The 25,207-nt window shown below is 64.2% G+C and carries 21 protein-coding genes and 3 pseudogenes; 3 read left to right on the top strand and 21 right to left on the bottom strand.

What is annotated here, in order from left to right; translation table 11 throughout:
- Nucleotides 1-342: 342 nt before the first annotated feature.
- From F0Q45_RS12500 to F0Q45_RS12470, 8 genes and pseudogenes are all read right to left on the bottom strand, one after another.
- The gene (locus F0Q45_RS12500; protein ID WP_262490976.1) at nucleotides 343-768 is read right to left on the bottom strand and encodes a type II toxin-antitoxin system VapC family toxin; all 426 of its coding nucleotides are present in this window, start codon (nucleotides 766-768) and stop codon (nucleotides 343-345) included.
- A complete protein-coding gene (locus F0Q45_RS12495; RefSeq protein ID WP_149654252.1) occupies nucleotides 737-967 on the bottom strand; it encodes a FitA-like ribbon-helix-helix domain-containing protein in 231 nt (76 codons plus the stop codon). The genes F0Q45_RS12500 and F0Q45_RS12495 overlap by 32 nt, the downstream gene beginning before the upstream one ends.
- 386 nt (nucleotides 968-1,353) lie before the next feature.
- On the bottom strand, nucleotides 1,354-4,431 hold the full coding sequence (locus F0Q45_RS12490) for an FAD-dependent oxidoreductase (RefSeq protein WP_262490975.1): 3,078 nt from the start codon (nucleotides 4,429-4,431) through the stop codon (nucleotides 1,354-1,356).
- Nucleotides 4,424-4,690 (bottom strand): 4Fe-4S dicluster domain-containing protein, encoded by a 267-nt coding sequence (locus F0Q45_RS12485; RefSeq protein WP_122510691.1) that lies wholly within the window; start codon nucleotides 4,688-4,690, stop codon nucleotides 4,424-4,426. The genes F0Q45_RS12490 and F0Q45_RS12485 overlap by 8 nt, the downstream gene beginning before the upstream one ends.
- 488 nt (nucleotides 4,691-5,178) lie before the next feature.
- Nucleotides 5,179-5,674: pseudogene (locus tag F0Q45_RS12480) on the bottom strand (transposase).
- Between the two features lie 49 nt (nucleotides 5,675-5,723).
- Nucleotides 5,724-5,873: pseudogene (locus tag F0Q45_RS27675) on the bottom strand (mammalian cell entry protein); the annotation flags it as partial.
- Nucleotides 5,874-5,963: 90 nt separating this feature from the next.
- The gene (locus tag F0Q45_RS12475) at nucleotides 5,964-6,392 is read right to left on the bottom strand and encodes a TA system VapC family ribonuclease toxin (protein WP_149654250.1); all 429 of its coding nucleotides are present in this window, start codon (nucleotides 6,390-6,392) and stop codon (nucleotides 5,964-5,966) included.
- Nucleotides 6,382-6,657, bottom strand: coding sequence for a CopG family transcriptional regulator (locus tag F0Q45_RS12470; protein WP_262490974.1), 276 nt, complete (start codon nucleotides 6,655-6,657; stop codon nucleotides 6,382-6,384). Before F0Q45_RS12470 ends, F0Q45_RS12475 begins: the two co-directional genes overlap by 11 nt.
- 58 nt (nucleotides 6,658-6,715) lie before the next feature.
- Between F0Q45_RS12470 and F0Q45_RS29265 the strand changes: the two are divergent.
- Nucleotides 6,716-6,823: pseudogene (locus tag F0Q45_RS29265) on the top strand (ISAzo13-like element transposase-related protein); the annotation flags it as partial.
- Between the two features lie 33 nt (nucleotides 6,824-6,856).
- Here the strand turns inward: F0Q45_RS29265 and F0Q45_RS12460 are convergent.
- The 8 genes from F0Q45_RS12460 to phaZ all read right to left on the bottom strand — a co-directional run bounded on the left by F0Q45_RS12460 (nucleotide 6,857) and on the right by phaZ (nucleotide 15,711).
- Entirely contained in the window at nucleotides 6,857-8,176 is a 1,320-nt protein-coding gene (locus tag F0Q45_RS12460) for a LuxR C-terminal-related transcriptional regulator (protein WP_188112907.1), read from the bottom strand.
- Nucleotides 8,177-8,267: 91 nt separating this feature from the next.
- On the bottom strand, nucleotides 8,268-9,545 hold the full coding sequence (locus tag F0Q45_RS12455; RefSeq protein WP_149654248.1) for a PucR family transcriptional regulator: 1,278 nt from the start codon (nucleotides 9,543-9,545) through the stop codon (nucleotides 8,268-8,270).
- Between the two features lie 90 nt (nucleotides 9,546-9,635).
- Entirely contained in the window at nucleotides 9,636-10,928 is a 1,293-nt protein-coding gene (locus F0Q45_RS12450) for a cytochrome P450 (RefSeq protein ID WP_149654247.1), read from the bottom strand.
- A 97-nt stretch (nucleotides 10,929-11,025) separates the two neighbouring features.
- A complete protein-coding gene (locus tag F0Q45_RS12445) occupies nucleotides 11,026-11,868 on the bottom strand; it encodes an SDR family oxidoreductase (RefSeq protein WP_149654246.1) in 843 nt (280 codons plus the stop codon).
- Nucleotides 11,865-12,911 carry an aromatic ring-hydroxylating dioxygenase subunit alpha gene (locus F0Q45_RS12440; protein WP_149654245.1) on the bottom strand — a complete coding sequence of 349 codons (1,047 nt, stop codon included), beginning with the start codon at nucleotides 12,909-12,911 and terminating at the stop codon, nucleotides 11,865-11,867. Before F0Q45_RS12440 ends, F0Q45_RS12445 begins: the two co-directional genes overlap by 4 nt.
- Nucleotides 12,908-13,882, bottom strand: coding sequence for a PDR/VanB family oxidoreductase (locus tag F0Q45_RS12435; RefSeq protein ID WP_262490973.1), 975 nt, complete (start codon nucleotides 13,880-13,882; stop codon nucleotides 12,908-12,910). Before F0Q45_RS12435 ends, F0Q45_RS12440 begins: the two co-directional genes overlap by 4 nt.
- Before the next feature lie 119 nt (nucleotides 13,883-14,001).
- Nucleotides 14,002-14,823, bottom strand: coding sequence for an alpha/beta fold hydrolase (locus F0Q45_RS12430; protein ID WP_149654244.1), 822 nt, complete (start codon nucleotides 14,821-14,823; stop codon nucleotides 14,002-14,004).
- Between the two features lie 60 nt (nucleotides 14,824-14,883).
- Complete coding sequence (gene phaZ / locus F0Q45_RS12425) at nucleotides 14,884-15,711, bottom strand: poly(3-hydroxyalkanoate) depolymerase (RefSeq protein ID WP_149654243.1); 828 nt, start codon at nucleotides 15,709-15,711, stop codon at nucleotides 14,884-14,886.
- 238 nt (nucleotides 15,712-15,949) lie between these two features.
- Here phaZ and F0Q45_RS12420 point away from each other — a divergent pair, with 238 nt between their 5' ends.
- Nucleotides 15,950-17,626: a long-chain fatty acid--CoA ligase gene (locus F0Q45_RS12420; RefSeq protein WP_149654242.1), complete on the top strand. Its 1,677-nt coding sequence runs from the start codon at nucleotides 15,950-15,952 to the stop codon at nucleotides 17,624-17,626.
- 268 nt (nucleotides 17,627-17,894) lie between these two features.
- Here F0Q45_RS12420 and F0Q45_RS12415 read toward each other — a convergent pair whose 3' ends face one another.
- The 4 genes from F0Q45_RS12415 to F0Q45_RS12405 form a co-directional block, all read right to left on the bottom strand.
- The gene (locus F0Q45_RS12415; protein WP_099184734.1) at nucleotides 17,895-19,244 is read right to left on the bottom strand and encodes an HNH endonuclease signature motif containing protein; all 1,350 of its coding nucleotides are present in this window, start codon (nucleotides 19,242-19,244) and stop codon (nucleotides 17,895-17,897) included.
- A 211-nt stretch (nucleotides 19,245-19,455) separates the two neighbouring features.
- Nucleotides 19,456-19,977, bottom strand: a complete 522-nt coding sequence (locus F0Q45_RS30205; RefSeq protein WP_373424969.1) for a transposase — start codon at nucleotides 19,975-19,977, stop codon at nucleotides 19,456-19,458.
- Nucleotides 19,958-20,353, bottom strand: a complete 396-nt coding sequence (locus tag F0Q45_RS30200; protein WP_373420076.1) for an IS5 family transposase — start codon at nucleotides 20,351-20,353, stop codon at nucleotides 19,958-19,960. Before F0Q45_RS30200 ends, F0Q45_RS30205 begins: the two co-directional genes overlap by 20 nt.
- Before the next feature lie 102 nt (nucleotides 20,354-20,455).
- Nucleotides 20,456-21,946 (bottom strand): aldehyde dehydrogenase family protein, encoded by a 1,491-nt coding sequence (locus F0Q45_RS12405; protein ID WP_149654253.1) that lies wholly within the window; start codon nucleotides 21,944-21,946, stop codon nucleotides 20,456-20,458.
- 321 nt (nucleotides 21,947-22,267) lie between these two features.
- Between F0Q45_RS12405 and F0Q45_RS12400 the strand changes: the two genes are divergently transcribed.
- A complete protein-coding gene (locus F0Q45_RS12400; RefSeq protein ID WP_188112906.1) occupies nucleotides 22,268-24,847 on the top strand; it encodes an AAA family ATPase in 2,580 nt (859 codons plus the stop codon).
- Nucleotides 24,848-25,011: 164 nt separating this feature from the next.
- On the opposite strand, the gene F0Q45_RS12395 is transcribed toward F0Q45_RS12400, so the two are convergent.
- On the bottom strand, nucleotides 25,012-25,207 hold a 196-nt coding region (locus F0Q45_RS12395), incomplete at its 5' end, for a YlcI/YnfO family protein (protein ID WP_149654240.1).

Raw genomic sequence — 25,207 nt, 5'->3', positions numbered from 1 at the left:
ACGGCGGAATGACAGTCGGATCAGCCATCCGCCGCCGGGCGAACCGCCATCGTCGCGCTCGAACGCACGAATCTCACGGGCACCCCCCACACGCCCGTCGACGCCGCCACCAACCCCACACCGACGCCGCCCAACACCTGTGGGCAGCCCGCCCACCAACTACTGGTCACCATGAATTTCCGAGTGAGCCCGGCAAATTGCCTACCGGTTCGGCGAAAGACCGATTTTACCAATGTGACTGGCGCACCAGGACTCCGGTGAGCGCGGCAACCAGATCAACGCCGTCCCGCCATCGTCCATTGTGGTGGCGGGCCTGGTCTCAAGCAGACCCCGCGACGGCTGTCAGTAGTCGCCGACTTTGCCCAAAACATCGATCTCGCAACGGGTGCCCGAAGCCCCGGAAAGGCGTGCATCTGCGGTGACCAGTACGACGTCGAGAGCCTCGGCCAGCGCAACGTAGGCGGCATCGTAGGCCGTCAGGACATGCCGCAGTTCCCATACCCGGTGGAGCAATGGCTGATGTGAGGACCGACGCAGCGGCAGATCCGTCAGGTCCGCCACCGCGCTCGCGGCCCTTCGAGCCGGCATCCGTTTTGCCGCGACCTCGCGGCGCCACACCGAGACCACCTCGAGGTCGATGAGTTCCGGAGCAACCAACGTCTCGCGCGCCAAACGTTCCCGCGCGAGCCGGCCGTCTGACCCGTCGTCGCCCAGCGCTACGGCCAGTACGCTCGCATCAACGACGATCACGATCAGCCCGAACGTCATCGACGGCGGCTCTGAAAGACACGCGGCCGCCGCGACGTGTGGTGATGCGGTCGAACACCTCATCCAGCGTGGGTTGCTTCGCGTCGGCGATGAGCCGACTTCGGAGGTATTCCTGTAGGGATTGATGTGCGCGTGCGGCTCGCTCCCGCAGAACTCGGTGAGTGTCCTCCGGAACGTCCTTGATCTGCACACTGGGCATGGCGCTATTTTGGCGCCAGAAGCGCCAAACCGCAAGTGCCCGCCTCAACCACATCAGCGATAAGTTGGCACGCCAGCCCCGACGAACTTACGGGCGCGACCGCTTAGCGGGGTCCCTATGGCCGCCGTGCGGTTGCGCTGTCCTCTGCCGAGATCTGCGTGCCGCCGATCGGCTCTTGGGTTCACCGAACGCCGACCTCTGCACGCATTCGAGCTCGTCAATCCCGGCCCGCGGCGCAAACCGCGATCCGCCAACAAACGCGGCACCCCCAAGGTTGACGACCAGCAGGGCCACATCCCGTAACGTCGCTCCGGCTGTTTCCCGCCTCGAGACCCGCTGCGCCCGAATGAGTTACAGCTACGAGTCGCAGTGCCAGAAGCACCCCGCTACGCCCCGGTGAGCGTCGACGCTGACAGCTGGTCCTCTAGTCGGCTCCCCTTGAGCGCATGACTACGGCAGACATCGAACGGATCCCAGTCAGGACCGTGTGCCGGCAGCGCGGCAGGATCGCTGATGACCTCGCCGGCCCAGAAGGCTTTGAGCAGGTCGCGTCCGAGAATGTGCGACGCGGTACCGACACCGCCGCGCAGGGTGAACGCGATGCCGTAGAGGTACACCGTCGATGCACCGGCCAGAAACAGACCCTCGATCTCGGTGCGCGCCGACAGACGGCGCCCGGGTCCGATCTGGTCCTTGGCGAGCTCGGGTCCGTACGGCATGCGCGACAGCGTGAAGCGTTCATGGGTCAGCGGCGTGGCCGATTCCTGCCACACCACATGACCATTCAGTTCCGGCAGTATGTCCAGAACCCGCTCCATGACGGTCTCCTCGATTTCCGCCTTGCGCTCGATGTAGGTGGGCGACCACTTGTAGTCCGTGCCCCTCATGGGATCACCACCGCCCCAGAACTCGTATTCCGCGGGGACGGCCATGAAGGCTTCGATACTGCTGTGACCGGCCGCTCCGAAGTGTCGACGACCACCGGTTTTCAGCGTCGGCGAGCTGATCGCCAACCAGCCCCGAGGATCCCACTGTCCCGCGTCGAGCATGTCGTAGGTCGTCTGGAAGTCGTAGCGGCCATGGAGGACGTAGTTCGTCGCCGGCCGCGTTGCGGAGATGTCGATATCGGCGGCGATGTAGGTGGAGAAAATCGAATGGGGGCGGCGCAAGTTCCGGATTCGGTCAAGTGTGCGGCGGCGCAGATGCTGAGGCGCGATGAGGTCCTGGAAGGTGCGATGGGCATCGGCGTTGCTGACCACGACGTCGGCGCGGATGGTTTCGCCGTCGGTCAAGGTGACACCGGCAACCCGGCCCCCTTCGACGTCGATCGAGCGCACTCGTGCCTTCGTGCGCACCGTTCCGCCATGTCCGAGGATCACCTCGACGAGGTTGGCGGCGAGCACCTGACCGCCCTGGGTGGGGAAGTACGCGCCGGCCTTGAAGTAGTGCCGCAAGAGCACCGCCACCAGCAACGCCGGCGTCCGTGACGGCGGCGTGTTGTGCAGATGGATCAAGGACAGCAGAGCGGCGCGGGCATGCGGGCCGAGCCGGTGGCGGTCGAACAGGCGGCCGATCGGCTGCTCCAGTGCCCGCACGATGACGGCCAACTCGCGCGGGCGTCGGGCCAGAGGTAGTACGACCCGTACCGAGTGCGGGACGTCGTTGATGCGGTCGGCGCCCTCACCGATGACGCGCAGTTCCGCGACGCAGCTGCGGAGCCCGGTGGCGTCCGCCGGAAAGGTTTCGGCGAGGTTCTGGGCGAATCCGTCCCAGTTGGTCGGCACCCGAAAGGTGTGCTCCGGCAGCACGACGGTGTCCATCCCGTCGTCATCCAACCGAGACCACTCGATGCGGTCCTCGACTCCCAAGCCCCGAAGAACCGTCGGAATGAGGCCATCCGAACCGGGCACGCACCCGCCGACGTAGTGAACGCCACAATCGAACTCCCACTTGCCCTTACGTCGAAACACCTGCGAGCATCCGCCGAGAATCTCATGCTGCTCGAGCACTAGAACGGACTTGCCCGACGCCGCAAGACACGCCGCGCTGGACAAACCACCCAGTCCCGATCCGACCACGATGACGTCGTAGCGGCGAGGACCGCCGGAGCGGCTGTCCTGCGAGGCCGCGACCAGCTCTGGCACCCGGGTGAGCTTGTGACGCGGGCGCCCCTCGGCGCGGCCGGCCCGGCGTTCGGTGAGATCGATCGCGTTCCACCCGGTCGAATCCACGACGTCTCGTCTACGCTGCCGTAGCCGCGCAGCAACCGCAGGACGATCGAGTGAGCGGTCGGTGGACAGCCGACCGGCATCGGCGTCGTCCAGGAGTGCACGCACGGTGTCGCGGGCGCACTTCTTATTGGTCCCGATCACGCCTGTGGGTCCGCGTTTGATCCATCCCGTGACGTAGCTCCCGGGGCGCCCTACTACGCGGCCATCGAAGTGCTCGATGACGCCGTGAGTGTCGTCGAACGGCAACCCTGGCAGAGGATTTCCCCGATAGCCGATGGACCTGATCAGCAGGCCCGTCGGGATGACGTCCGTGGCGGCGGGCTGGGCCTTCGTCCGCGTCCAAAGCAAGCCCTCGACCTTGTCGGCGCCCAGGACCTCTGTCGGCGTGCACAGGAAGCGCAGTGCTATCCGTCGGCGGGCGTTCGGACGACGGTTGGCCGCGTACTGGACCAGGAGGTCGTGCTTGCGTCGGACGGGTCCATGGCCGGGCGTGTCCTCGGCGAGCGCCAACTCGCCTGCATCCACGGCGACCTCGACGTCGTCGAGTCGGCCGAGTTCCTCCAGCTCGGCGTTGGCGAATGCGGCGTGAAGGTGACTCCGACGGCCCATGACGACGACTTCTCGAATTCGACTGTCTTCCAGCGCCGCTAGGGCATGCGGAGCTATGTCGGTGTGCCGCAACTCTTCTGGGCGCAGGCACAGCACCCGCGCTACGTCGAGAGCGACATTGCCGTTGCCGATAATCACTGCCCGCTTGCTACCGAGGTCGACGTCAAGGTCGGCGTGATCGGGATGGCCGTTGTACCAGCCGACGAACTGACGCGCCGCCACGCTACCCGGCAAATCCTCGCCAGGGATGCCGAGAGCGGAGTCGCTTGCGGCACCGACCGCGTAGACCACCGCGTCGTACCAGTCGGATAACTCCTCGACGGTGACGTCCCGGCCAATCTCGACATTGCCGAAAAACCTGAATTCCGGACGCCTAGCAATGGCATCGAACAGCTGGCCCATCAACTTCTTCTCCGGGTGGTCCGGAGCCACACCGGCTCGAACCAGTCCATGCGGAGTCGGCAGCCGTTCGAACAGGTCGACCTCGACCGCGCGGTCGGTCAACGGCGCAGTGCGCCCGGCGACATAGGTGCCGCCGTCGACGCCGAGTAGATGCCTGGCGGCATATACGCCCGCCGGTCCCGCCCCCACCACGGCGACCCGAAGCCTCTCTGTCCTAGCCACGTGCATCAGCTCCGAAGTAGTCCCGATTGATATCCACGTAGTGGCGCCACCGGTCGGGGAGTTGCGCGGCGTTGAACACGGCGTCGACCGGGCACGCCTCAACACAGGCCGCGCAATCGATACATGAAGCGGGGTCTATATAGAGCTGTTCGGCCCGATCGAACGCCGGATCGTCGGGAGCGGGGTGGATACACCCGACCGGACAACTCTCCAGGCATGAATAATCAGCCACACATGGTGCTGCTATCACGAAAGCCATGACTACCTCGTTGCTGCTTGAGGGCGAATTCCCATTACACCGCCTGGCCTGGCGGGGGTCGATCTCTCAAACGGGTTACCTGCCACCCCAAATCGGCTGCTGTCGGTGACGCCTGCCAACGTTGGACGAGTAAATATGTGGGGCGCCGTCAGTGACTAAATGCCGCACACTCTTCCAGCCATCGATGGTGTCGAGCTTGTCCTGCTTGCTGTGCCGGCCGGTCGGTGCATCTGTGAACAATTGGCGGCGCACCAGTGGTCGATGGTATGGGCCAGCACACGTGTCTGCAGAGCCGTTAGGCGGCTGCCCCGCTTGGTCAAGTCCAGTGACGTGGTGTACGACGTCGTCGTGTGATTCTTCGAGTTGATGGTTCAGGAGGTCAGTGCCGCCGGGGTGGCCTCCTGTTCGGTCGGGGTGTCGTTGACGGCGTGTGATTTGCTCAGGACGTCGAGGCCCAGGTAGCGCCGGGACTCGGCCCATTCGTCGTGTTACTCGGCCAGCACGGCGCCGACGAGACGGATCAGCGCGTCGCGGTCGGGGAAGATGCCGACGACATCAGTGCGCCGCCGAATCTCCTTGTTGAGCCGTTCCTGGGGTTGTTCGACCAGATTTGGCGCCAAATCTGCTTGGGAAAGCTGGTGAAGGCGAGCAGATCCGGGCGGGCGGATTCCAGGTGGTCGGCGACCTTGGGAAGCTTGTCGGACAGGGCGTCGATAATCCGATCATATTGCGCTGCAACGGATTCCTTGTCAGGCCGATCGAACGCCGAGTGGAGCAGGGTACGTACCCACGGCCACCACCCAGACCTCTGGCGGTCAGCGACCGCCAGAACGTCAGCCACCCGGCAGCGTCCTCGGCGGTGGTGACGTCGAGGCCCAGGATCTCGCGGTAGCCCTCGGCGTTGACCCCGGCGGCGATCAGTGCGTGCACGTTGACCACCCGACCGCCCGCGCGGACTTTGAGCACCAGCGCGTCGGCGGCCACGAACGGGTACGCTCCGGCGTCCAGCGGTCGGGTGCGGAAGGCTTCCACGGTCGTTGAGTACGGCGACGGCGTCCGGCAGCGTCTTGATGGCGCGGTCCAGGACGGGTAGTTGGGCGGCGAACTTGCCGACAAGATCGTTGCGGCTGTCGGTGGCGGCGATGATGTCACCGCTTTGGTCGTTGAGGTTGTTCGCAAAGGTCAGTCGGTCACCGGTGCTATCTGAGCCCAAATACTTGCCGGGCAGCCTAGGGAAAGTGTTGTTCCGCAGACCCGCTTATCCGGCGGGCAGCTACGCGCTCAGCGGGTTCATCCAGCGAAGTCCGGGAAACCGCATGAAATCTGTGTCGGCAGAGGCTAATTCGACCCCGTGTTCGACCGCGAGCGCGGCTAGTTGGGCATCTGGCACGAGATTACCCGTGATCTCGACTTGTTCGGACAGTCTCGCGTAGACCCGCGCTGTGGTCTTGGTCGCGGGTGGGATCCACACCACTGGGACAGCGAGCCACTCCGCGACGTATCTCCAAGCGGCGGGGCCGGACAACGGATTCTCAGCGACTCTTGGATGGGTAGCGATTCGCAAGAACGCACCGATTGTCTGCCAGGGCAAGCCGACTCGGCTATCGCCGTCGAGCACTTCTTCTAGCCAGGACGCGGCGGCGACGTTATGGGCGCTGCTCTCGTCGACGGCATACAGCAGCAAATTCGCGTCAACGATCATCGTCGAGCAGATCGAGCACGTCGGCGACGTTCGTGACGTCTACTTTCAGGCCGATACGCGAGGTCCGATGCTTGTACACAACCGACTTGGGTGGGGCCCCCCGGGTCATCCCTCTGCGCGCCAGCAGATTCAGGGCCTCGCTTAGGCCCATCCCCTCGCGGCGAAGGCGCTCGATCTCACTGGCGACATCGCTGTCAATCACCACTGTTGTCCGCACGAATCCGATAATAGCGGCAGCCGCATCATGATGCATCACGGTCGGCATGGCCGTGCCTCGCGAACAGATCGGTGCTCAGGAGTCGCCGAGGCCCTAGCTGATGACCTGCCACCTGCGGGCCGGAACCTCAAAATGGAACAAGATCGAGCATCGGCTGTTCTCGCGCATCTCGATGAACTGGCGTTGGCGGCCGCTGGTGCCGCCGACAGTCGTGACGCCTGCTAACGTTGGACGAGAAAATACCTCGTTATCGCGCGACGGTTGATAGACGTCCCTGCACTGGCGGTGCGGATCCATGCACGGCGGTCATCCGCATATACCGAAACACCGCTTCAGCTCGATTCGACGCCTTCAACTTTCGCAGAATGTGCTTGACGTGAGTCTTGACGGTGCCCTCGGAGATCACCAGGTGCGTTGCGATCGCACCGTTGCTCTTGCCTTGGGACATGAGCGCCACCACTTCGATTTCGCGGCGTGACAGCAGCGACTCGATGCCGGAATTGGCGGCCAGTGATGCGGCGATGGGGGGTGGCGCAGTGATGCCATCGGCCTGTGGCTGCGGGCGGCCGAGTTCGGTCCGGGCGGTGCACAGGTCGTCGGCTGCGGTCGCGATGCCACGCACCATCCGTTGAATCTCGTTGCGCGCCCCGCGTAATCGCTCGCTGAGCGCCGTGCGCTGGAATGCGTAGCCGAACGCCTCGGCGAACATCCACAGCACCGCTAAGTCCTCCTCGTCGACGTGTCGGCGGCTGACGTAGCAGTCGGCGTGCAGCAAGCCGATGATCCGGCCGTCGGGCATGATCGGCGCGGCGACATAGGACCGCGACAGCGACGCTTGCCCGATCGCGGCATTGGTGCGGCGATCATGTTGCGCGTCTCGGACGAGTACCGGAGCACGGCGACGCATGATTTCGCTTTCAATGAGCATGTGATCGATGTGCACCGGATGGGCGCGCCCCACCCGGGCGATTTCGCTGGCCCATTCCGGGTCGCCCTTGACGTGAACGCTTTCCACCCACCACATCGACTCCTCGACGCGCGAGACGATGGCGCGATCGAAGCCGCAGCGACACAGCTCGGCCGGCGCTCGCTCGAGCATCTGCTCGATCGAGTCGACACCATGCAATCGGGACAGCGCGGAGCGGGTTGCAGCGTAACGGTCGTGCCTTTGCCTGCCTTGGGCTTGGGCGACCTCCAATTGGAGATGGCCAATTTTGGTGAGTAACGCGACGACTTGCAAGCGGCCCGGTCCGTTGGTTGTCGAGCTCTCGCCGGCGACTTCGGCGAGATGACAGTAGGCCGACTTGAGGGCGGCTTGAATGTTGCCGAAGTTGCGGTCGTCGTGGAGCGTTTCCAGGTTCTCGAATTCGGGCAGTGCGGCGACCTCGCGCAACGCCAACACGACTCGCTCCCTTAGTTCCGTGTCGCGCAGGGGATCGCCCACGAGGGACCACTCCCCAGCGTCGGCAACGCGGATGGAACGGATTTCCGGAAAACGCAGCACGTTCTCACCGGATCGGGGCCAGAAATCGGTGGTGCCGGGCGGATCTAAGGTGGCGGTACTCATGTGGCCAAAGCTACTGGGGAGTGCATCACACCAACATGGAAGCCGCTTCCAAATCTCACGCCGGGCACTGGAAGCCGGCCACAGGGCGGCGCTATGAAGTTTGCGTGTCGGATTGGCCCGCGCTGGCCAGCCCGCCGGGACTGAGGTTGGCACTGGCATCAGCGAGGCGCAACGCCACCTCAAGCTCGAGTCGGCGGTCGACTAGCGAACGGCCGAGCAGGTCTTTCGCCTGTTCAACGCGGTACATCACGGTGTTTTGATGCACACCTAGCCGTTCGGCAGTCTTGGCCCAGCTCATACCCTCCTCGAAGAAGGCGATAAGCGTCGCACGAAGCCTGCGGCTGCGCTCAGTGTCCAAACTGAGCTCGCCAAGCTCTGCTTTGACGAACTGCCCCGCGGCCGACAGATCCTGGGTCAGTAGCGCGCGCAGCACCATGTCGTGGTAGCGGGCAACCGTGCCCGACGGGTGGGAAAACACACCGCTCGCGCGGCGGCCGTCACGCGCCTGGCGATGGGACTGGATGAACCCGTCCAGCCCGTCGCCGATTCCCCCGACCGAGGCGAGAAGCGGCGCGTCGACCGACAATGCGCCGGTCGGAGAATCGGTCACGTTTGGTCCGCCTGTCCAAGCCCAGACCATTGACGGGCCCGCCGGAACGACCAGTAGCTCTACGCCCTTGAGTTTGTGTGCGACCGCGGCGGCGGCACCTTTCAATGCCTGCAGCGACGGTTTGTGTTGCGAGCGGGGATCAACCCAAATCATCAGCGCGACGTGTCGTCGTTCCAGGTTGTATCCGAGCGCCGCGCTCGTCGCATGCAGATCAACTGGACGTCCCGCCACGATCGCGTGGACCAGTTCCGCGCGAACCGAATCGGCGCTTTGCACCCAAAGCTCGCGTTCCCGCTGGTAGTAATCGACGAGGTCGCCGGAGACCTTTTCGCAGAATCCGTACAGGTAGCGTGAGGCGGAATTGGCCAACTGCCACTTCACCTTTTCGGGAGCATCCAGCCGCTGCACCGCCTCACGTATTGCCGCGTCGCACATCCCCAACCCGATCACATAGCAGCGCGGAATCGCCGCGACGCTGATGCCTCGCTGCGCCAAGGTGGATACCCAGTTGAGGGTCACCTCCGGGGCCTGTGCCGAGGCCGGCGACTCGCAGGTAGCGAATCCGCGCAGTACCGCCTGCACGTTGGGCAACGCGGCCTCGACCGTCAACTGCTCGAGGTCCTTGTCTTCGGGCTGATGCAGTTCTGCGACCACCGCCACCGCGCGCAGGCCGATGCGCTCGGCTAGCTCGGCCACGTCAATCGATGCCGCGACCGCGGCGGCCTCCTGAGCTGCGACGTGTACGAGGTCCTGAGCCAATTACGCCCCTAGATCGCATAGACAAGGGCGACAGTAGCATTTTTTCGCCCCCCGACAGCCGGAAAGCCGCGCGGTTGCTGTTGGTGATGGTCAGGAACGGGTTGGAGGCGTCCAGCGCGCCGGCAGCGAGTGCACGCCGTGGATAAAATTGTTGATCTGGAACTCGGGCTCGCCAGCCAGAGTGATATCGGGAATGCGCGTATAAAGCTCGGTGAGGACCGCGCTGAGCATCTGACGCGCAAGGGTGTTGCCAAGGCAGAAATGCGGGCCACCGGCGCCGAAGCCAAGGTGATCGTTCGGGTTGCGAAGGATGTCGAACTTGCCCGGATTCTCGAACTCCTCAGCATCGCGGTTCGCCGAGCAGTACCACATCACGACGTGCTCGCCCTTTTTGATCTCGGCGTCGCCGATCGTCGTGTCCTGTGTGGCGGTGCGCCGGAAATGCATGACCGGGCTGCTGTAGCGGACGACCTCCTCCACAGCAGTGCCCACCCGGCCGGGAAGGTCCTCAACCAGCAGATCGCGCTGGTCCGGGTGCTGCGCGAACAGCCGCACCGCGTGGGCGATGGTGTGGCGGGTGGTGTCGTTGGCGGCCGAACCCAGCAGCGAGAAAAACGACATTATTTCTTGGTCGTCGAGCTTCTTGCCCTCGAACTCCGCGTTGGCGACCCAGCTCATGAGATCGTCCTTCGGATCCTTGCGGCACTTCTTAGCCTGCGCGAGCGCGACAGCCTGAATGCGCATGGCTTCCTCTACGTGCGTGGTCAGGGCATCACGACCCAGCGCCATCCGCGGGTCGTCCCACGCCAGCATCCGCTCGGCCGCCTCCATGATGATGTGTTGCTCTTCGCTGTCGCGTTCGACGCCGAAAAAGTGAGCGAAGATCCGGCCGGGGACGTACTTCGCGTACAGATCGGCGAAGTCGCCCTCGCCGCGGTCAATGATCTCGTCCAAGCGCTCCCGTGCGGTTTGGGCCACCCAGTCAGCCAATTTCCGGATGTTGCGCACGGTGAAGGCCTGCTGGATCAGGCCGCGCAGCCTGCGATGGTCCTCGCCATCCATCACCAGAAACGACGCCGTGGCCCTGATGGCAGCTATCGGCATGTCCTCCATCAACACGCCTAGGCCAGAGCAGAACAGCTCCTTGCTGCGGGAAACGTGGCGACAATCCGCGGCTTTGGTGACCGACCAGAATCCGGGCGTGTTCTCATCCGGTGGCAGCAATGTCGACTCGTACGGCCGGCTATAGGAAACGGGCCGCTCCGTGCGCAATCGCGCGAAGGCCTTATCCCGCTGCTCGAAGTCCTGTTCCCAGAACGACCTGGCGGCTAGGTCCAATTCGGGGTCCGTGATCATCAGGGGGTGTTCGGCAATTCTGGTCATGAAAGCAGGTTGCCACCGGCCGATTCGCCTGACGATCCGGCACACGGCGGAAGCACATCTCTCGTTGGGGGTGCCTGGGGATAGGCACATCGCGACATCATCGATCACCTGCCGGCGCGCGGTCTGCCGACGCCACCGCGAGCGCGTGGTTAAAGATGCCCGACCCGGACAACGCCAGTCCACCGTCCACCACGATGCGCGCGCCCGTCACGAACGACGCCAACGGCGATGCCAACACCACCGCCATGGCTCCGACCTCTTCGGCCGTGCCAAACCGGCCCAACGCGATGCCGTCGGTCCAGGCCTGGCGGCCAACCTGCGCGGCCAGCCGTTTCATTCCTTCCGTACCCTCGATCGGACCGGGGACGATGGCGTTGCTACGGATGCCGTGCGGGCCCCACTCCAGGGCGAGGTGTCGCATGAGGCTGTCGATCGCCGCCTTGGCGGCGCCGACGTGTGCCTGATACAGATACGGCGCGTCCGACTGACCCGCCGAGATGAACAGCAGGCTGCCGCGTGTTTCCTTGAGTTGATCGAATGCCGCATGCGCCGCGTGAAACGAGCCGAGCAGGTCGATGTCGATGACGGTTCGGAATCCATTGCTCGACATCTTCTCCGCGGGAGCCAAAAAATTGCCGGCGGCCCCGCAAACCACCGTGGAGATAGGCCCAATGTCATTGCGCGCTTTAATAAATGCGGCTGACATCGCCTCCAAGTCGCGGACGTCGGCCACCGATATCGACACTCGTGCCCCGAGTTGACCGAGTTCTTCGGCGGCCGCCTCCAGACGCTCCCGGGTGCGGCCACAGATCGCGATGTCGGCGCCCACCTGTGCGAAGCACCGGGCGATACCGAGGTTGATGCCGCTGCCACCACCGGTGATGAAAGCCGATGTGCCACTGAGCAGTTCCGGCGACAGGTAGCTGCTGATCGCTGTCATGCCTGCACCGGCATCCCGGCGGTGGGGGAGCGGTACTGGCGTTCCTGTGCGAGCATCGACTCGACGATGCGGCGCACTTTCAGGACTCCCGCGTCGGCCGACACACGGAATCCATTCGCGGCGCCTGCATAACCCACGGTGTCCTGGATCGTCTCGACGACGCCGACGTCGACCCGCATGACCCGCTCGAAGACGGCGTGTAACCCCTGTCCGACCTGCTCGTCGTCGAGCCGGTAGTTGCGGGCGAACTGCCAGAAAAGATGGGTGCTCCAAGGCGTTTCAGGCGTCACGGCTTGGATTCGGACCTGCCCGAATGTCTGGCCGTCGGCGCCAAAGAGATCCCACCCTTCCGCCAGCACGGCGGGCGAGATGAACGTGCCGTAATGCCGGCGGTGGTATTCGCGATCACGCGGTAAGCCCGTCGCCGCCGCTTCCCAGTCGGCCAACGGCGCCACAGGCATCTTGCGGGAGAACGTCACCGACGTCTCGGACACCTCGATTTCGTCGAGGGGCGCCACCGAGCCGATGGTCGGCGGCGTCTCCTGTGGGTGCACCCACGGGATGTGCGTCAGGTCGAGATAGTGCTCGTGCACGAGCATGTAGTTGGCGTTCACGCGAAGTGATGTGCCCGACGAAGCCCAATCCTGCCTGGTCAACCAGGGCAGCGCGGGCACCGGCCGGCCTGCTGAGCGCCCGGGCGCGCCCAGCCAAATCCACACGAACGGAGCAACTTCACGGACGGGATAACGCGCAACGCAAGCTCCGTACGGCGGGCGGGGCTGCGACGGAACCTCCACGCAAGCGCCGGTCGGGTCGTACTGGAACCCGTGGTAGCCACATTCGATGTTGTCGCCCTTGACATGTCCCTTGGAAAGCGGATAACCGCGGTGACCGCACTGGTCGGCGAGCGCAACGATCTCGCCTGACTCTTGCCGGTAGAGCACAACACGACGATCCAGCAGCCGGCGGCCAAGAGGCGCTGTGCCGATCTCGTCACTGACGGCCGCCACGTACCAGCAGTCCCGGGGGTAGTTCGCGGTCATATGTCGAGCACCAGCTTTTCCGATAGCGAGCGCGACACGCAGATCATCATGCAATCGTTCTCGGCCTTTTCGTCATCGTCGAGCACCGAATCGCGGTGATCGGGGCTGCCTTCCAGCACGGCCACTTCGCACGTACCGCAGATGCCCTCCATACACGACGCCAGCATGCTGACCCCTTTCGCCTTGATCGCCGCGAGGATTGATTCGCCAGGCCCGACGTCGACGGTGATGCCGGAGCGCTGGCATACGACCTGGAAGTTGTCGAGGGCTTCTTCGGACGGCGTGTGCGCATCTGGCTTGGCCGCGAATCGTTCGATGTGCAGCGCGTTTTTCGGCCAGGACTGGCAGAACTGTTCGACGGCGCTGAGTAAGCCTTCGGGCCCGCAGCAGTACACCAGGGTGTCGTCACGCGGGCTGGCGAGGACGCTGGCAAGGTCGGGCATACCCTGCTCGTTCAGGGGCCAGATCGTGACGCGCTCACCGTATTTCGAGAGTTCATCCACGAAGGCCATCGATGATCGCTGTCGCCCGCCATAGAGCAGGTGCCAGTCAGCTCCGTCCGCTTGCGCCGCCTCGATCATCGGCAGCATCGGTGTGATGCCGATGCCTCCGGCGATGAACTGGTATCGATTCGCCCTATGGAAAGGGAAATGGTTACGGGGACCGCGGACTTGGATCCTGCAACCCCGGTGCAGTTCGTGATGAACGTGCTTGGATCCGCCGCGGCCGTTGGGATCGAGCAGGACGCCCACCTTCCATCGCCGTCGGTCTAGCGGGCTCGAACACAACGAGTACTGTCGCACCAGCGAGTCGGTCAAGATCAAATCGATGTGCGCGCCGGGGTTCCAGTCCGGCAGGTCGCCACCGGACGGCTCTTCGAGCACCAGGCCAACTACGTCGTCGGCGAGTTCTTCGCGTTCGGCGACGATCAGTTCGACCGTGCGCTCCTGCATCTGCGGAACTTGGCTCACCCGAACTCCTTTGACACGATCACTGTTAAACGCCTGTCATCGAAGCGTGCGACGTGCGGCGTCGCGCAACAAGCCGTCGGAGGATGGACCGCTATACCCCGAATGGGAGTATTCGCGGGTCAGGCTCGATCGAGGAAGTCCTCGACGATGGGAGCCAGCTCGTCGGCACTCGTCACAAGCCCGAGATGACCATCGTGGAAGACGTGCAGCTCTGCGTTCGGAAGTAGTGCGCGCATAAGTCTTCCGTTCACCGGCGGAATGATCGGGTCATCGTCCCCGGTCAGGATCAGCGTCGGCTGCCGGATCAACCGGGCGAACGGAACGCTTGTCCAACCCAGCGCGGCGAGCTGCTGGTAGAACAGACCGCGCCGATCGTTGTCCATGTGATCGAAGATGGCAGGTGTCGGGGATCCCGTCCTGGCCTTGCCGCCATAAATTGTGGGCGCAACCTGACGGGCGTGGGTGGGATCGTCAAAGCGGCGCCGGGTAAGCATCTCGCGTACGACGCCCAGCCGGCCTGGTATGGGGGGGCCCAGAGTGCTACTGACCACGATCAGCCTGCGGCAGCGGTGACCGTATCGAAACGCGAACTGCTGTGCCAGCGCTCCTCCCCACGAGACGCCGAGCACGTCGACGATCGGCACCTGCAGCGCATCGAGCAGGTGGCTCGTCAACCTCGCCGGCACGCGCATGCGGTACGGCCGCGAAGGTGTTTCGGACTTGCCTACCCCTGGGACGTCGAAGCGGATCACGCCGGTCTGGGGCCGCAGGGCATCGACGAAGGGTTGGAGTCCCTCCAGGCTCACCCCGAGACCGTTGCACAGCAGCAACGGCGGGCGGCTACCGTCGCCGTCGCGGACGGCGACGCGGAGCCGACGGCCGTCGACGTCGACGTAGCTCGTCGAGAAGTCCGGCTCTTCTTGGCCGCGAGCGGAATTCATTATTTTTCTCCCTGCGGTCGAAGATGCACCGCCATACCCCCGAACGCGACTATTCGCGCGCTACCGCCGATCAAGGAATTCCTCGACGATCGGGGCGAGCTCGTCGGCACTCGTCACCAGTCCCAGGTGACCGTCGTGGAAGATTCTGAGCTCAGAGTTCAGCAGCGCCTGGCGCAGCATCCTGCCGTTCACCGGCGGAATGACCGGGTCGTCGTCCCCGGTCAGGATCAGCGTCGGCTGGCGAATCAAAGGGGCAAAGGGAAGGCTGGTCCAACCCAGCGCGGCGAGCTGCTGGTAGAACAGACCCCGCCGGTCATTGCGCATGTGCGTAAAGATGGGAATTGATTGCGTTTCCGAACGAGCCTTGCCGCCATAGATATTCGGCGCGACCCGCCGCGCGTGTTCGGGGTCGTCGAAACGCCGGCGGGAAAGCATTTCCGGGATCACCCGCGGGCGGCCGGGTATACCGCCCAACACACCCAGAGCGGTACTGACCAGGATCAGCCTGCGGCAGTGGCGACGACGTTGGAACGCGAACTGCTGTGCCAGCGCTCCTCCCCAGGAGACGCCGAGCACGTCCACCTGGGCAACCTCGAGGACGTCGAGCAAATGGCTTGTCAGCCGGGCGATTCCCCACATCCGATACGGCAGCACCGGGGTCGGCGACTCCCCGATCCCTGGGACGTCGAAGCGGATCACACCCGTCTGCGGCCGCAGCGCGTCGACGAACGGCTGGAGCCCCTCCAGTCTCACCCCAAGTCCGTTACACAGCAGTAGCGGTGGACGGCGCCCGTCGCCTTCTCGTACCGCGACCCGTATTCGGCGGCCAGCGACGTCAACAAACCGCGTCTCCAAGTCCTGCTCCTGACTTGGGCTTCGTGTATTCATTGGTCTCCTCCGTTAGCGGCGTTTGGCATTCGACCGATGCGACCGGGTTCTCGGTCGTTCCCTGTTGACACGAACACGTCGCGTGGCGCGGACGTTACCCGCCCGGAGTGGCCACTTTGGGGCTGAAGACCCGGCCGGGGGAGGCAGTTCCTACGGATGGGAGATCGCCCACGAGCAAGGTGGTTCATAGCGTTGATTGGCGTGGATGCGCATCTTCGCTGTGTCTGGAGGAGAAGAAATGTTGGAATCGCTAGTCCAAAACGAGTTCGAGATCACCCTCCAGCACGTCATGCGGCGCATGCGCACCATGAATTCCCACATCGAAGTCGTCACGCTGCTCGACGCCGACGGGACCACCACTCGAACCACTTACGGCGACGTGGTTCGCAGAGCCGACAGGCTAGCCAACGCTCTGCATGGTTTCGGTGTGCGGGCCGGCGACCGGGTGGCAACATTTGCGTGGAATACCCAGCAGCACTTGGAGGCTTATCTCGCGGTGCCCTGCATGGGTGCCGTCTTGCACACGCTGAACATCCGACTCTCCGACGAGCAGCTCGCCTACGTCGTCAACCACGCGAAGGACCGTGTGATCATCGTCGACGATTCGCTTGTTCCGCAGCTCGAGAAGGTCCTTCCCGGGATCGGTGGCGTCGAGCGGTTCATTGTCATCGGCGACGGGAGTAGCGGGAGCCTTCCGAACGTCTACCGGTATGAGGAGCTGATCGCCGACCAGCCTGACGGCTACGACTACCCCGAGCTCGACGGCCGTGCCGCGGCCAGCCTTTGCTACACGAGTGGGACCACCGGCAACCCGAAGGGCGTGCTCTACGGGCACCGCTCCACGGTGCTGCACGCCATGGCCGAGTGCCTGACGGACACCCTCGACGTGCGTTCGAACGATCGTGTCCTGCCGGTCGTTCCGATGTTCCACGCCAACGCTTGGGGCCTGCCGTATACCTGCGGGATGATTGGCGCCCCGCTGATCATGCCGAACCGTTTTCTTCAGGCCGACCCATTGACGAAGCTGATCGAATCCGAGCGTGTGACGTTCGCCGCCGCCGTGCCGACAATCTGGAGCGACGTGCTGCGCAAGGCGCAGGACAACCCGGAGGCACTGTCGACATTGCGGCGCGTCATGTGCGGCGGAGCGGCTGTGCCGAGATCGCTGATGGAACAATTTGAAAAGGCGTTCAGCACGCCGCTCATCCAGGGCTTCGGCATGACCGAAACCAGTCCGCTGGTAGCGATTGCCGAAGCGCCGGCCGGTGCTACTGGCGAAGACCTATGGCGCTATCGATCAAAGACGGGGCGCATCAGCCCACTTGTCGAGGCCCGGATCGTCGACCCATCCGGAAACGAGCTGCCATGGGACGGCGAGCAGGCCGGCGAGCTCGAGCTCGCGGGCCCGTGGATCGCGTCTGGCTACTACCTCGACGAGCAGGCGGGGCTCGAGAAATTCCATGACGGCTGGTTGTGCACCGGAGACGTCGCGACGATCGACCCCTTGGGATATATCCAAATCACCGACCGCGCCAAGGACGTCATCAAGTCTGGCGGCGAATGGATTTCGTCGATAGAGATGGAGAACGCGCTGATGTCGCACCCGGCGGTGCTCGAGGCTGCCGTGATCGCGAAGCCTGATGAGCGCTGGACCGAGCGACCATTGCCGTGCGTAGTGGTCAACGCCGCCGACCGGGCAACGCCCGAAGCGCTCAACGAGCACCTCAAGGTGCAGTTCGCCAAGTGGCAGCTCCCTGACGAGTACGCCTACATCGTCGAGATTCCCAAAACCAGCGTCGGCAAGTTCAACAAGAAGGAGCTGCGCAAGCTGCTGTCCGACGGGCAGCTACCCGGCCGGCAGCCGGTACGATCCGAGCGCGACCGAGTTGTCGCCAAGGATTCCACCAAGACTTGATCGGACAGCCATGCGGCTCAACGTGATTGCGCGCGTGCCACGCCGGTGACGCTTGCTGGCGCGCGTCGCTAAGTGATCGCGCCCGTAAGTTCGTCGGGGGCCAGCCGGTCCCGACGAGTACAGCGCGCCTCCGCCGGTCGAGCAGAGCATAGGGTGGACGCGTGCGCGGATCGCACACACCAATGCCCACCGGGTCGGCTCGGAGTCGGTGTGCGCGCATGCGGATTCGCCGCGGGAGGTCCTGCTGAAGGCTGACCGACCCCTGAAGTCAATCGGGTTCGTCGTCGTCGGGTGCGAAGAGTTTCTCGGCATAATGAAAGCTGTTGACCCGCGGTTGGCCGTGATCAAGGTGGGCGGGTGGGATCCATTCGGTGTCGCCGTGGGCGTTGGTGCGGGTCGTCCAGCCTTTTTCGGCGAGGCGGTTATCGACGCCGCAGGCCAGGGTGAGGTCGCCAATGTCGGTGTAGTGGGTGTTGCGCCAGCCGCTGATGTGATGCGCCTGGGAGTGGTAGGCGGGCGCGTCGCAACCCGGCTTGGTGCAACCACCGTGTTTGGCCAGCAACATCATTCGCTGCGCCAGGTTAGCGAAGCGTTTCGTGTGAAACAGCGCCAAGGGCTTGGCCTGATCGAACACCGCCAAATAGTGATGCGACGTCGCGGCCCAACGGATCAACTGAGCCATGGGCACCCGGGTCCCCCCGCCGGTGCGGGCCCGCCCGGAGGCGGCTTCCAGATCCTGCAGCGTGGTGGTGACGATGATCGACACCGGCAGCCCGTTGTGGGTGCCCAAGTCCCCGGAGGCAAACAGCGCGCGCAGGCCGGCGATCAGCGCGTCATGCTGGCGCTGCGACTGGCTGCGGGTGTCGCGGCGGTCCGGGTCGGGCTCCAACGCCGGGGCGTCGTCCTCGGGATTGCACGCGCCGGGGGCGGCCAGTTTGGCCCAGGCGGCTTCGATCAACGCCCGTAGCTCAGGGGTGATCAGGCCGCTGATGCGGGACATACCGTCGTACTCCTGCCGACCCAGGACCAGGCCGCGTTTGCGGGCGCGTTCCTCCTCGGAGTAGTCGCCATCGGGGTGCAGCAGCGCCATCAACTCATGGGCGTACTTGGCCACCTGGTCAGGCCGAAAGTCGCGCGCCTTCCCAGCCAGATCAGACTCGGCGGCCTCCCGGGTGCCCGCATCCACCGCGCCGGGCAGATGGGCAACAAAGTCACGGATCACCCGGATGTGCGCGTCGCCGATCAGGCCATCGCGTTGGGCGGCGGCGGTCGCGGTGAGCTTGGGCGCCAACGGTTCCCCGGTCAGCGCGCGGCGCTCACCGAGGTCCTCGGCCTCGGCGATCCAGCGGTTGGCTTCGGCTTTGGTGATCCGCAGCCGATCGGCCAATGCCGCGGGGAGTTTGCCGCCGAGTTCGTCTTCGCTGGCCTGGGCGCACAGTTGGTTGATTAGCGCGTGGCGCACCGATCGTGAGCGGCGTTCCCGGCGTTCCAGGCGCTCCATCACCCGTAGCAGCTCCGGAGTGGTCAGCGCATCGAACGTCAACCCGCACAACTGGTCCTGGGCGTCGTCAGACGCATCGAGGACCGCCACGATCTCCTCGCGCGTGCTCGCTGACATACCCCGGATTCTACGAGGGGGCACCGACACGTTCTGATCGGCGCGGAGGCCCAAATCTGTTGATATCGGCGCGATAACGCACCAGCGTGGCCAACGCACTGACCGTATGAATCCGCGGCCCAAAGACCGCCATGAGTAAGCGTTGGACGATGCTCAGCCACGCCAGCGATAAGCTGGCACGGCAGCCGCGACGAACATACGGGCGCGACAACTAGGGCGTGTCCCATAACCGTTTGAGCCAGAGCACGATGGCGTTGAGGACTGCGCCGCCTCGGTAGTTCAGGTTGTGTTTGTCGTAGCGGGTGGCGATGCCTCGCCATTGTTTGGTTCGTTGGAAGCTGCGCTCAACGACGGTGCGGCCCTTGTAATCCTGAGCGTCGAACGCCGGCGGTCGGCCTCCTGCGCTGCCGCGGCGCCGACGGTGAGCGATCTGATCGTCAGGCTGGGGAGCACCGCGGTGACGCCCCTGCTGCGCAGCAGTTCGCGGATGGCCCGCGACGAATACGCCTTGTCGCCGTGAACCTTGGTCGGGCGCGTACGGGGGCGTCCCGGACCCGCTGGTGTTGACCTTTAGATGGCCCATCAGGATCGGGAACATGGGTGCATCACCAGCCTGACCCGGTGCGCTCAGCACCACCAGCGGCATTCCGGCTACGTCGACAAGGTGGTGGATCTTCGTGCTGAGTCCGCCGCGTGAGCGGCCAATGCCGTGGTCAGCGGGCTCGGCGGCCAAATTCTTGTAATTCGAGGGTGCCCCCTGTGTCGCGCGGGAGGTTCGTGGCGTGCTGATGCGCCCGGTTGACCGTCGAATCGACACTGACCGCCCAATCGATGCGATCGGCATCGGCGGCCGCGGTGAGCACCACCGCCAAGATCGCATCCCAGGTACCATCCTTGCCGTACTGGTCATGACGGCGCCACGCGGTCTTCCACGCCCCGAACTCGGCCGGCAAATCCCGCCACGGACAACCCGTGCGATAACGCCAGATGATCGCTTCGACTACCGTGCGATGATCACGAAACGGCCTGCCGCCCTTGGCCGAAGCCGCCGGCATCGAAGGCTCGATCTGGGACCACATCTCATCAGACAACACCTGCAACCGCGACATGTCTCTAAACATGCCAGCCCAACCACGAAATGGTTGCGCGACAACTAAGCCTGCCGCGCCGAATTACGACGAGAACCGGCAGCGTCTGCCCGGCAGCGTCTGCTACGCGCGTGGTTCTGACAGCAGCGCGCCGAAGATGTGGCGCTCGACTTTCTGCGTGAGATCGATATGCACATGCTTGGTCTCGGTGTACTCGTCGAGCGAGTGCGGCCCGAGCTCGCGGCCCAAACCGCTTTGCTTATAACCGCCAAACGGCAGTGCCGGATCGATCTGGTGCCAGTTGTTGATCCACACTGTGCCGGCGCGTAGCTGCGATGCGACGTCGAGCGCTCGTTCATAGTCGGTACTCCACACCCCGGCGCTCAAGCCGTACTGAGAATCGTTGGCCTGCCGGATCGCGTCGGCTTCATCGGTGTAGCGCAGGACGCACAGGACCGGCCCAAAGATCTCTTCTCGCGCGACTTCCATGTCATTGCTGACTTCGGCGAGAATTGTCGGCTCGATCCAGTAGCCCTTCGTGAACCGCTCTCCCAACGGCGCGCCACCACCGAGAACGACCTTGGCGCCGCTTTGCCTTGCGCTGTCCAGGAATGTCAACACCCGGTCGCGCTGTCTGGCGGAAATGACTGGTCCTACATCGGTATTGAAGTCGGTCGTGTCCCCGAGTTTGAGCGCCGAGGCGCGGTCGACGAGGCGGTCCACGACGAGGTCATACATCTTGTCGGACACCAGCAAGCGGGTGCCCGATTCGCAGATCTGGCCGGAGTACAGCATGCAGCCAAACAATGCCCCGTCGATGGCGACGTCGAGGTCGGCGTCGTCGAGCAGCAGCTGCGCGCCCTTGCCGCCGAGCTCGAGGGAGACCTTTTTCACGGTTCCCGATGCCAGGCGCATGATTTCGCGGCCGACTGGTGTCGACCCGGTGAACGCCACCTTGTCGACGTCAGGATGTTCGGCCAGCCTGGCCCCAACTTCTGCGCCGGGACCGGTGACAAGATTGATGACACCGTCGGGCACGCCGCATTCGTGGGCGATCTCGCACAGACGCAGCAGCGTCAACGGAGTCTTCTCATCGGGCTTGATGACCACCGAGTTGCCGGCCGCCAGCGCTGGGCCGATCTTCCAAATGCCGAGCAACAGGGGAAAATTCCAGGGTACGATCGCGGCGCAGACGCCGAGCGGCTCATGGCGGATCACGTTTGTCGACAGCGTCGGAAAGGCGGGCGTCGGCACCTGCCGCTCCCACTGGTAAGAGGCGGCAAGTTCGGCGAAGTACAAGAAGTGCGGCGCCGCATAGCCGACATGGAAACCCATCGCCTGCCGCACTGTGGCGCCGTTGGCGTGGATCTCCAGCTCGACGAGGTCCTCGATCTCGTTGCCTAGGCGCTCGGCGATCTGGGTCAGCACCCGCGATCGCTCGGCTGGTGCCAACCGCGACCATGAGCCTGACTCGAATGCCGCGCGCGCCGCAGCCACGGCGGCGTCGGCGTGCTCAGCCGTGCCACGAGCGATGGTGGCATACACTTCCTCGGTCGCCGGGTCGCGGATCTCGTCCAGCTCGTCCGAGTCGACATGCTTTCCGTTGATGAACATTTGATAGTGCTTGATGTCCGTTGCCACGTTGACGCCTCCGATTTCAAGTCGGGATCAAGTCAACAGGGGGGCACCGCGAAGCACCATCGCCCGAACGGAGGGTTCGGGTAACTCACCTGCCGGAAACAAGCTTGTGTCCCGCTGTGTCGGTCTGGGCAATGATCCGTAAAGGAGACAAAAGCACCCCCTTCGGGGAGCAGCGATCGAAGTGATGACCGCGGTATGTTTCGGCCATGCCGCGTTTTGCGACGAGCTAGTCGACGATTTCCTCGCAGACACCAGGCTCACCCGATCCGCCGTGCGGAGAAAGAGATTCCAACCATGGCCGCGGTTCTCGGCTCCTACCTCACCATCATCGGGTTTTGCATGGCGCTTCTGAGCCCGGTGTTGATTCCGGCCGTCATCCACGGGTACCACGCTTACACCGACTGGAGGCGCGCAGACCTGCCGAGGCAAGGAATCCTGGACCGGCTCGGGTCGGGGCCAAGACCAAAGCTGGTCCTGATCCACGCGCCCGGCGGTTACGGCAAAAGCACCGTCGCCAAGCAGTGGGTCAAAACTCTCACCAAGCAGAAAGTGAAGACCGCATGGTTGGCTATAGATAGCGACGACAACAACGCGGTCTGGTTTCTCACGCACCTGATTAAGGCGGTCCGGGGTACCCTCCCAGAACTTGCTGACAGGCTGCAGCAAGAATTCGAAGGGCATTTGGAAAATGTGCAGCAACATGTCCTTTACGCCTTGCTCCATGGCCTACATTCCGATAAACAAACCCTCGCGCTGGTGATCGATGATTGGCATCGGGTGGACAATAGCGAGACGATGAACGCATTGGCGTACCTGATTGAGAATGGCTGCCATCACCTACATTTGGTTGTCACCAGTCGTACGCGTGATGGCCTTCCGCTCGACGGGTTGGCGGCCCAGGGGGAGCTCACAGAAATCGACGAGTCACTTCTCAAGTTCGATGTAGACGAGTCCCGGGCGCTGCTGGTCAAGCGACGCGGCCACAAGCTCACGCCGGCCAACGTCGCCGAACTCGAGGAGTCCACCGGCGGACGGGCCGCCGCCCTGCAACTGGCGTCCTTGTCGCTGCGCGACCAAGCCGACCCGGCCAAGCTCATCGACAATCTGTCCGGGCGACATGAAGCACACGAAGCAATAGACGACTATTTGGCGTCCAACGTCTTGGACAGTCTTGAGCCGGATCTCCTCGATTTCCTGTTGTCGACCTGCATCACCAAACAGATCTGCAGCGGGTTGGCGACCGCGCTTACCAATAACCAGGACAGCCAGGGCCTTCTCGAAGAGATCGAAAAGCGCAATCTATTCCTGCGCAGGATCGATGCTAAAGGGTCGTGGTTTCAATATCATGACCTGTTCGCCGACTTCCTGTTGCACCGTCTCGAGCGTGACGCGGCTGACCGCCTACCGGGGCTACGCCGCCGAGCCGCGCAGTGGTTCATCGAACACCAGATGCTCAGCCAGGCCGTCGATCAGTTGCTCCTCGCCGGCGACGCACGGCAAGCGGTCGACGCTGTCGAGCAGGCGGCCGGGGATCTGCACGAACAGAACCAGATGCATACGTTGATCGGGCTTGCGGCCAAGTTGCCGGCGCAATACGCCGACGTGCGCCCCAGGCTGCAGGCAGACCTTGCATGGGCGAACGTTGCACTGAGCCGCTCGGCGGGGGTCCTAGAAGCGCTTCGATTGGCTGAGAACGCCATCGACTCGGTTCCGAGCGATCAAGCCGGCGACCTGCGCGCCGAATTAGACCTCATTGTCGCAATACTCGCCGCTTTCCAGGATCGCGTCCACCCCTCCGCCGATGCCGCGGTTCAGGCATGTGTGGACCGGGCCGATACGCTTCGCCCCTGGATTCTTTGCCGTGCAGCCGATCTCGCCTCATTTTGCGCGCTTCGGGTGTGGGACTTCGGTGACGCGCTGCGCTGGCAGACGTGGGCACGCCCATTCCAGCAGCGAACCTCGGGGGCGCTCAGCGTTACCTACGGATACTGTCTTGCCGCGATCGCCGCGAACGAGCAGCTCGACGTTGCCGGCGCCGAAGCGCACCTGCGACATGGCATCCGAATCGCGCTGCTGCCGTCCGGGCGCCCCACCTATATCGCCAAGATCGCCGGCTCCTTGCTGGGGCAGCTTCTCTACGAACGCGGTCAACTCGACGAAGCCGAGGTATTGCTCGACGACGCCTACGAGCTCGGCGCCGAGGGCGGAATCGTCGACATCATGTTCGCGACATTCGGGACGGGGGCGCGGCTGAAAATGGCGCGCGGCGACAAGACCGCCGCAGACCGCCGTATTGCCGAAGGCCTGGAAATCGCGACAGCAGCACAACTACCGCGACTCGAAGCCCGCCTCATTTATGAACGGGTCCGATTAGCCGCGATGTCGACCGAAGAGATCGACGAGGGGCTCGCTGCGCGAGTCATGGGTCAAAGTGCACAAGCACTCGACGGAATCGGCTACGAAACAGCCGAACTCAGGGAAGACGCACAAATCCGACTGCTCCTGCGCGACGGCAGCCACTCAGCGCTCGGTGCAGCTTGCGAGCGGGCCCGCGCCCAACTTGGTCATGTCGACCAGGGCAAGCGCCCGCGTGCACACCTTGGCGCCACGCTCCAATTGGCGCTCTGCCTCTCGATAGCTGGCGACACCGGGGAAGCGCAGCGCGTCCTAGCGCCAGCGCTGAGAACCTGTGCCGCGCTGGGATTGAGCCGATTGCTCATCGACGAGGGACCGCAGCTGCTCCGCCTCGCGCAGGACACCGCGGCAACAGAGGAATTCAGCTCATCCGACCCGACCTCACAATGTGTCCAGGATTTCGTGTCAAGTATGGCGGCGTCGAATATGGCGGCTTCGCTTAAGATCTCAGCCGTCTAGGGCGCGGCATAGTGGCTGACTCGAAGTCCACCCGCGTTGAACATTTGCAGCCACGGCGACGTCGGCGCCAGTTTCCCGGGCCATCGTGGCATACAGCTCTCGGTCGCCGCGCGGCACTGGTGGCGGCCCGTTGGTCACGGGTTTGACTTCTACTGGTTCGACGTCTACGCGGGGTGGCGGAGTTCGTGCGCGACTGCGCGGCGAATCCAAGACGAGACGGAGCGGTCGTCTGCCGCGGCCGCAGCGCGCACTTGCTCCAGCAACTCGGGTGGGAATCGAACGGGCACGGTGGCGGTCAGCCGGCGACGCCCTGGTCCCTGGGGTTCCTGGTTTTCCGGGCGAGCGTAGAACTCGTATTCC

The organism is Mycobacterium simiae (assembly GCF_008370645.1).
Taxonomy (GTDB): domain Bacteria; phylum Actinomycetota; class Actinomycetes; order Mycobacteriales; family Mycobacteriaceae; genus Mycobacterium; species Mycobacterium simiae_A.
Note: the sequence above shows the minus strand (reverse complement) of the source record. Positions and strands in the feature narration are given on the sequence as shown.

Coding starts and splice junctions, on each gene's coding strand:
- F0Q45_RS12500 (WP_262490976.1), bottom strand. CDS start 768: ATGACGTTCGGGCTGATCGTGATCGTCGTTGATGCGAGCGTACTGGCC.
- F0Q45_RS12495 (WP_149654252.1), bottom strand. CDS start 967: ATGCCCAGTGTGCAGATCAAGGACGTTCCGGAGGACACTCACCGAGTT.
- F0Q45_RS12485 (WP_122510691.1), bottom strand. CDS start 4,690: ATGGCTTTCGTGATAGCAGCACCATGTGTGGCTGATTATTCATGCCTG.
- F0Q45_RS12475 (WP_149654250.1), bottom strand. CDS start 6,392: ATGATCGTTGACGCGAATTTGCTGCTGTATGCCGTCGACGAGAGCAGC.
- F0Q45_RS12470 (WP_262490974.1), bottom strand. CDS start 6,657: ATGCCGACCGTGATGCATCATGATGCGGCTGCCGCTATTATCGGATTC.
- F0Q45_RS12460 (WP_188112907.1), bottom strand. CDS start 8,176: ATGAGTACCGCCACCTTAGATCCGCCCGGCACCACCGATTTCTGGCCC.
- F0Q45_RS12450 (WP_149654247.1), bottom strand. CDS start 10,928: ATGACCAGAATTGCCGAACACCCCCTGATGATCACGGACCCCGAATTG.
- F0Q45_RS12445 (WP_149654246.1), bottom strand. CDS start 11,868: ATGACAGCGATCAGCAGCTACCTGTCGCCGGAACTGCTCAGTGGCACA.
- F0Q45_RS12440 (WP_149654245.1), bottom strand. CDS start 12,911: ATGACCGCGAACTACCCCCGGGACTGCTGGTACGTGGCGGCCGTCAGT.
- F0Q45_RS12430 (WP_149654244.1), bottom strand. CDS start 14,823: ATGAATTCCGCTCGCGGCCAAGAAGAGCCGGACTTCTCGACGAGCTAC.
- phaZ (WP_149654243.1), bottom strand. CDS start 15,711: ATGAATACACGAAGCCCAAGTCAGGAGCAGGACTTGGAGACGCGGTTT.
- F0Q45_RS12420 (WP_149654242.1), top strand. CDS start 15,950: ATGTTGGAATCGCTAGTCCAAAACGAGTTCGAGATCACCCTCCAGCAC.
- F0Q45_RS12415 (WP_099184734.1), bottom strand. CDS start 19,244: ATGTCAGCGAGCACGCGCGAGGAGATCGTGGCGGTCCTCGATGCGTCT.
- F0Q45_RS30200 (WP_373420076.1), bottom strand. CDS start 20,353: ATGTCGCGGTTGCAGGTGTTGTCTGATGAGATGTGGTCCCAGATCGAG.
- F0Q45_RS12405 (WP_149654253.1), bottom strand. CDS start 21,946: ATGTTCATCAACGGAAAGCATGTCGACTCGGACGAGCTGGACGAGATC.
- F0Q45_RS12400 (WP_188112906.1), top strand. CDS start 22,268: ATGGCCGCGGTTCTCGGCTCCTACCTCACCATCATCGGGTTTTGCATG.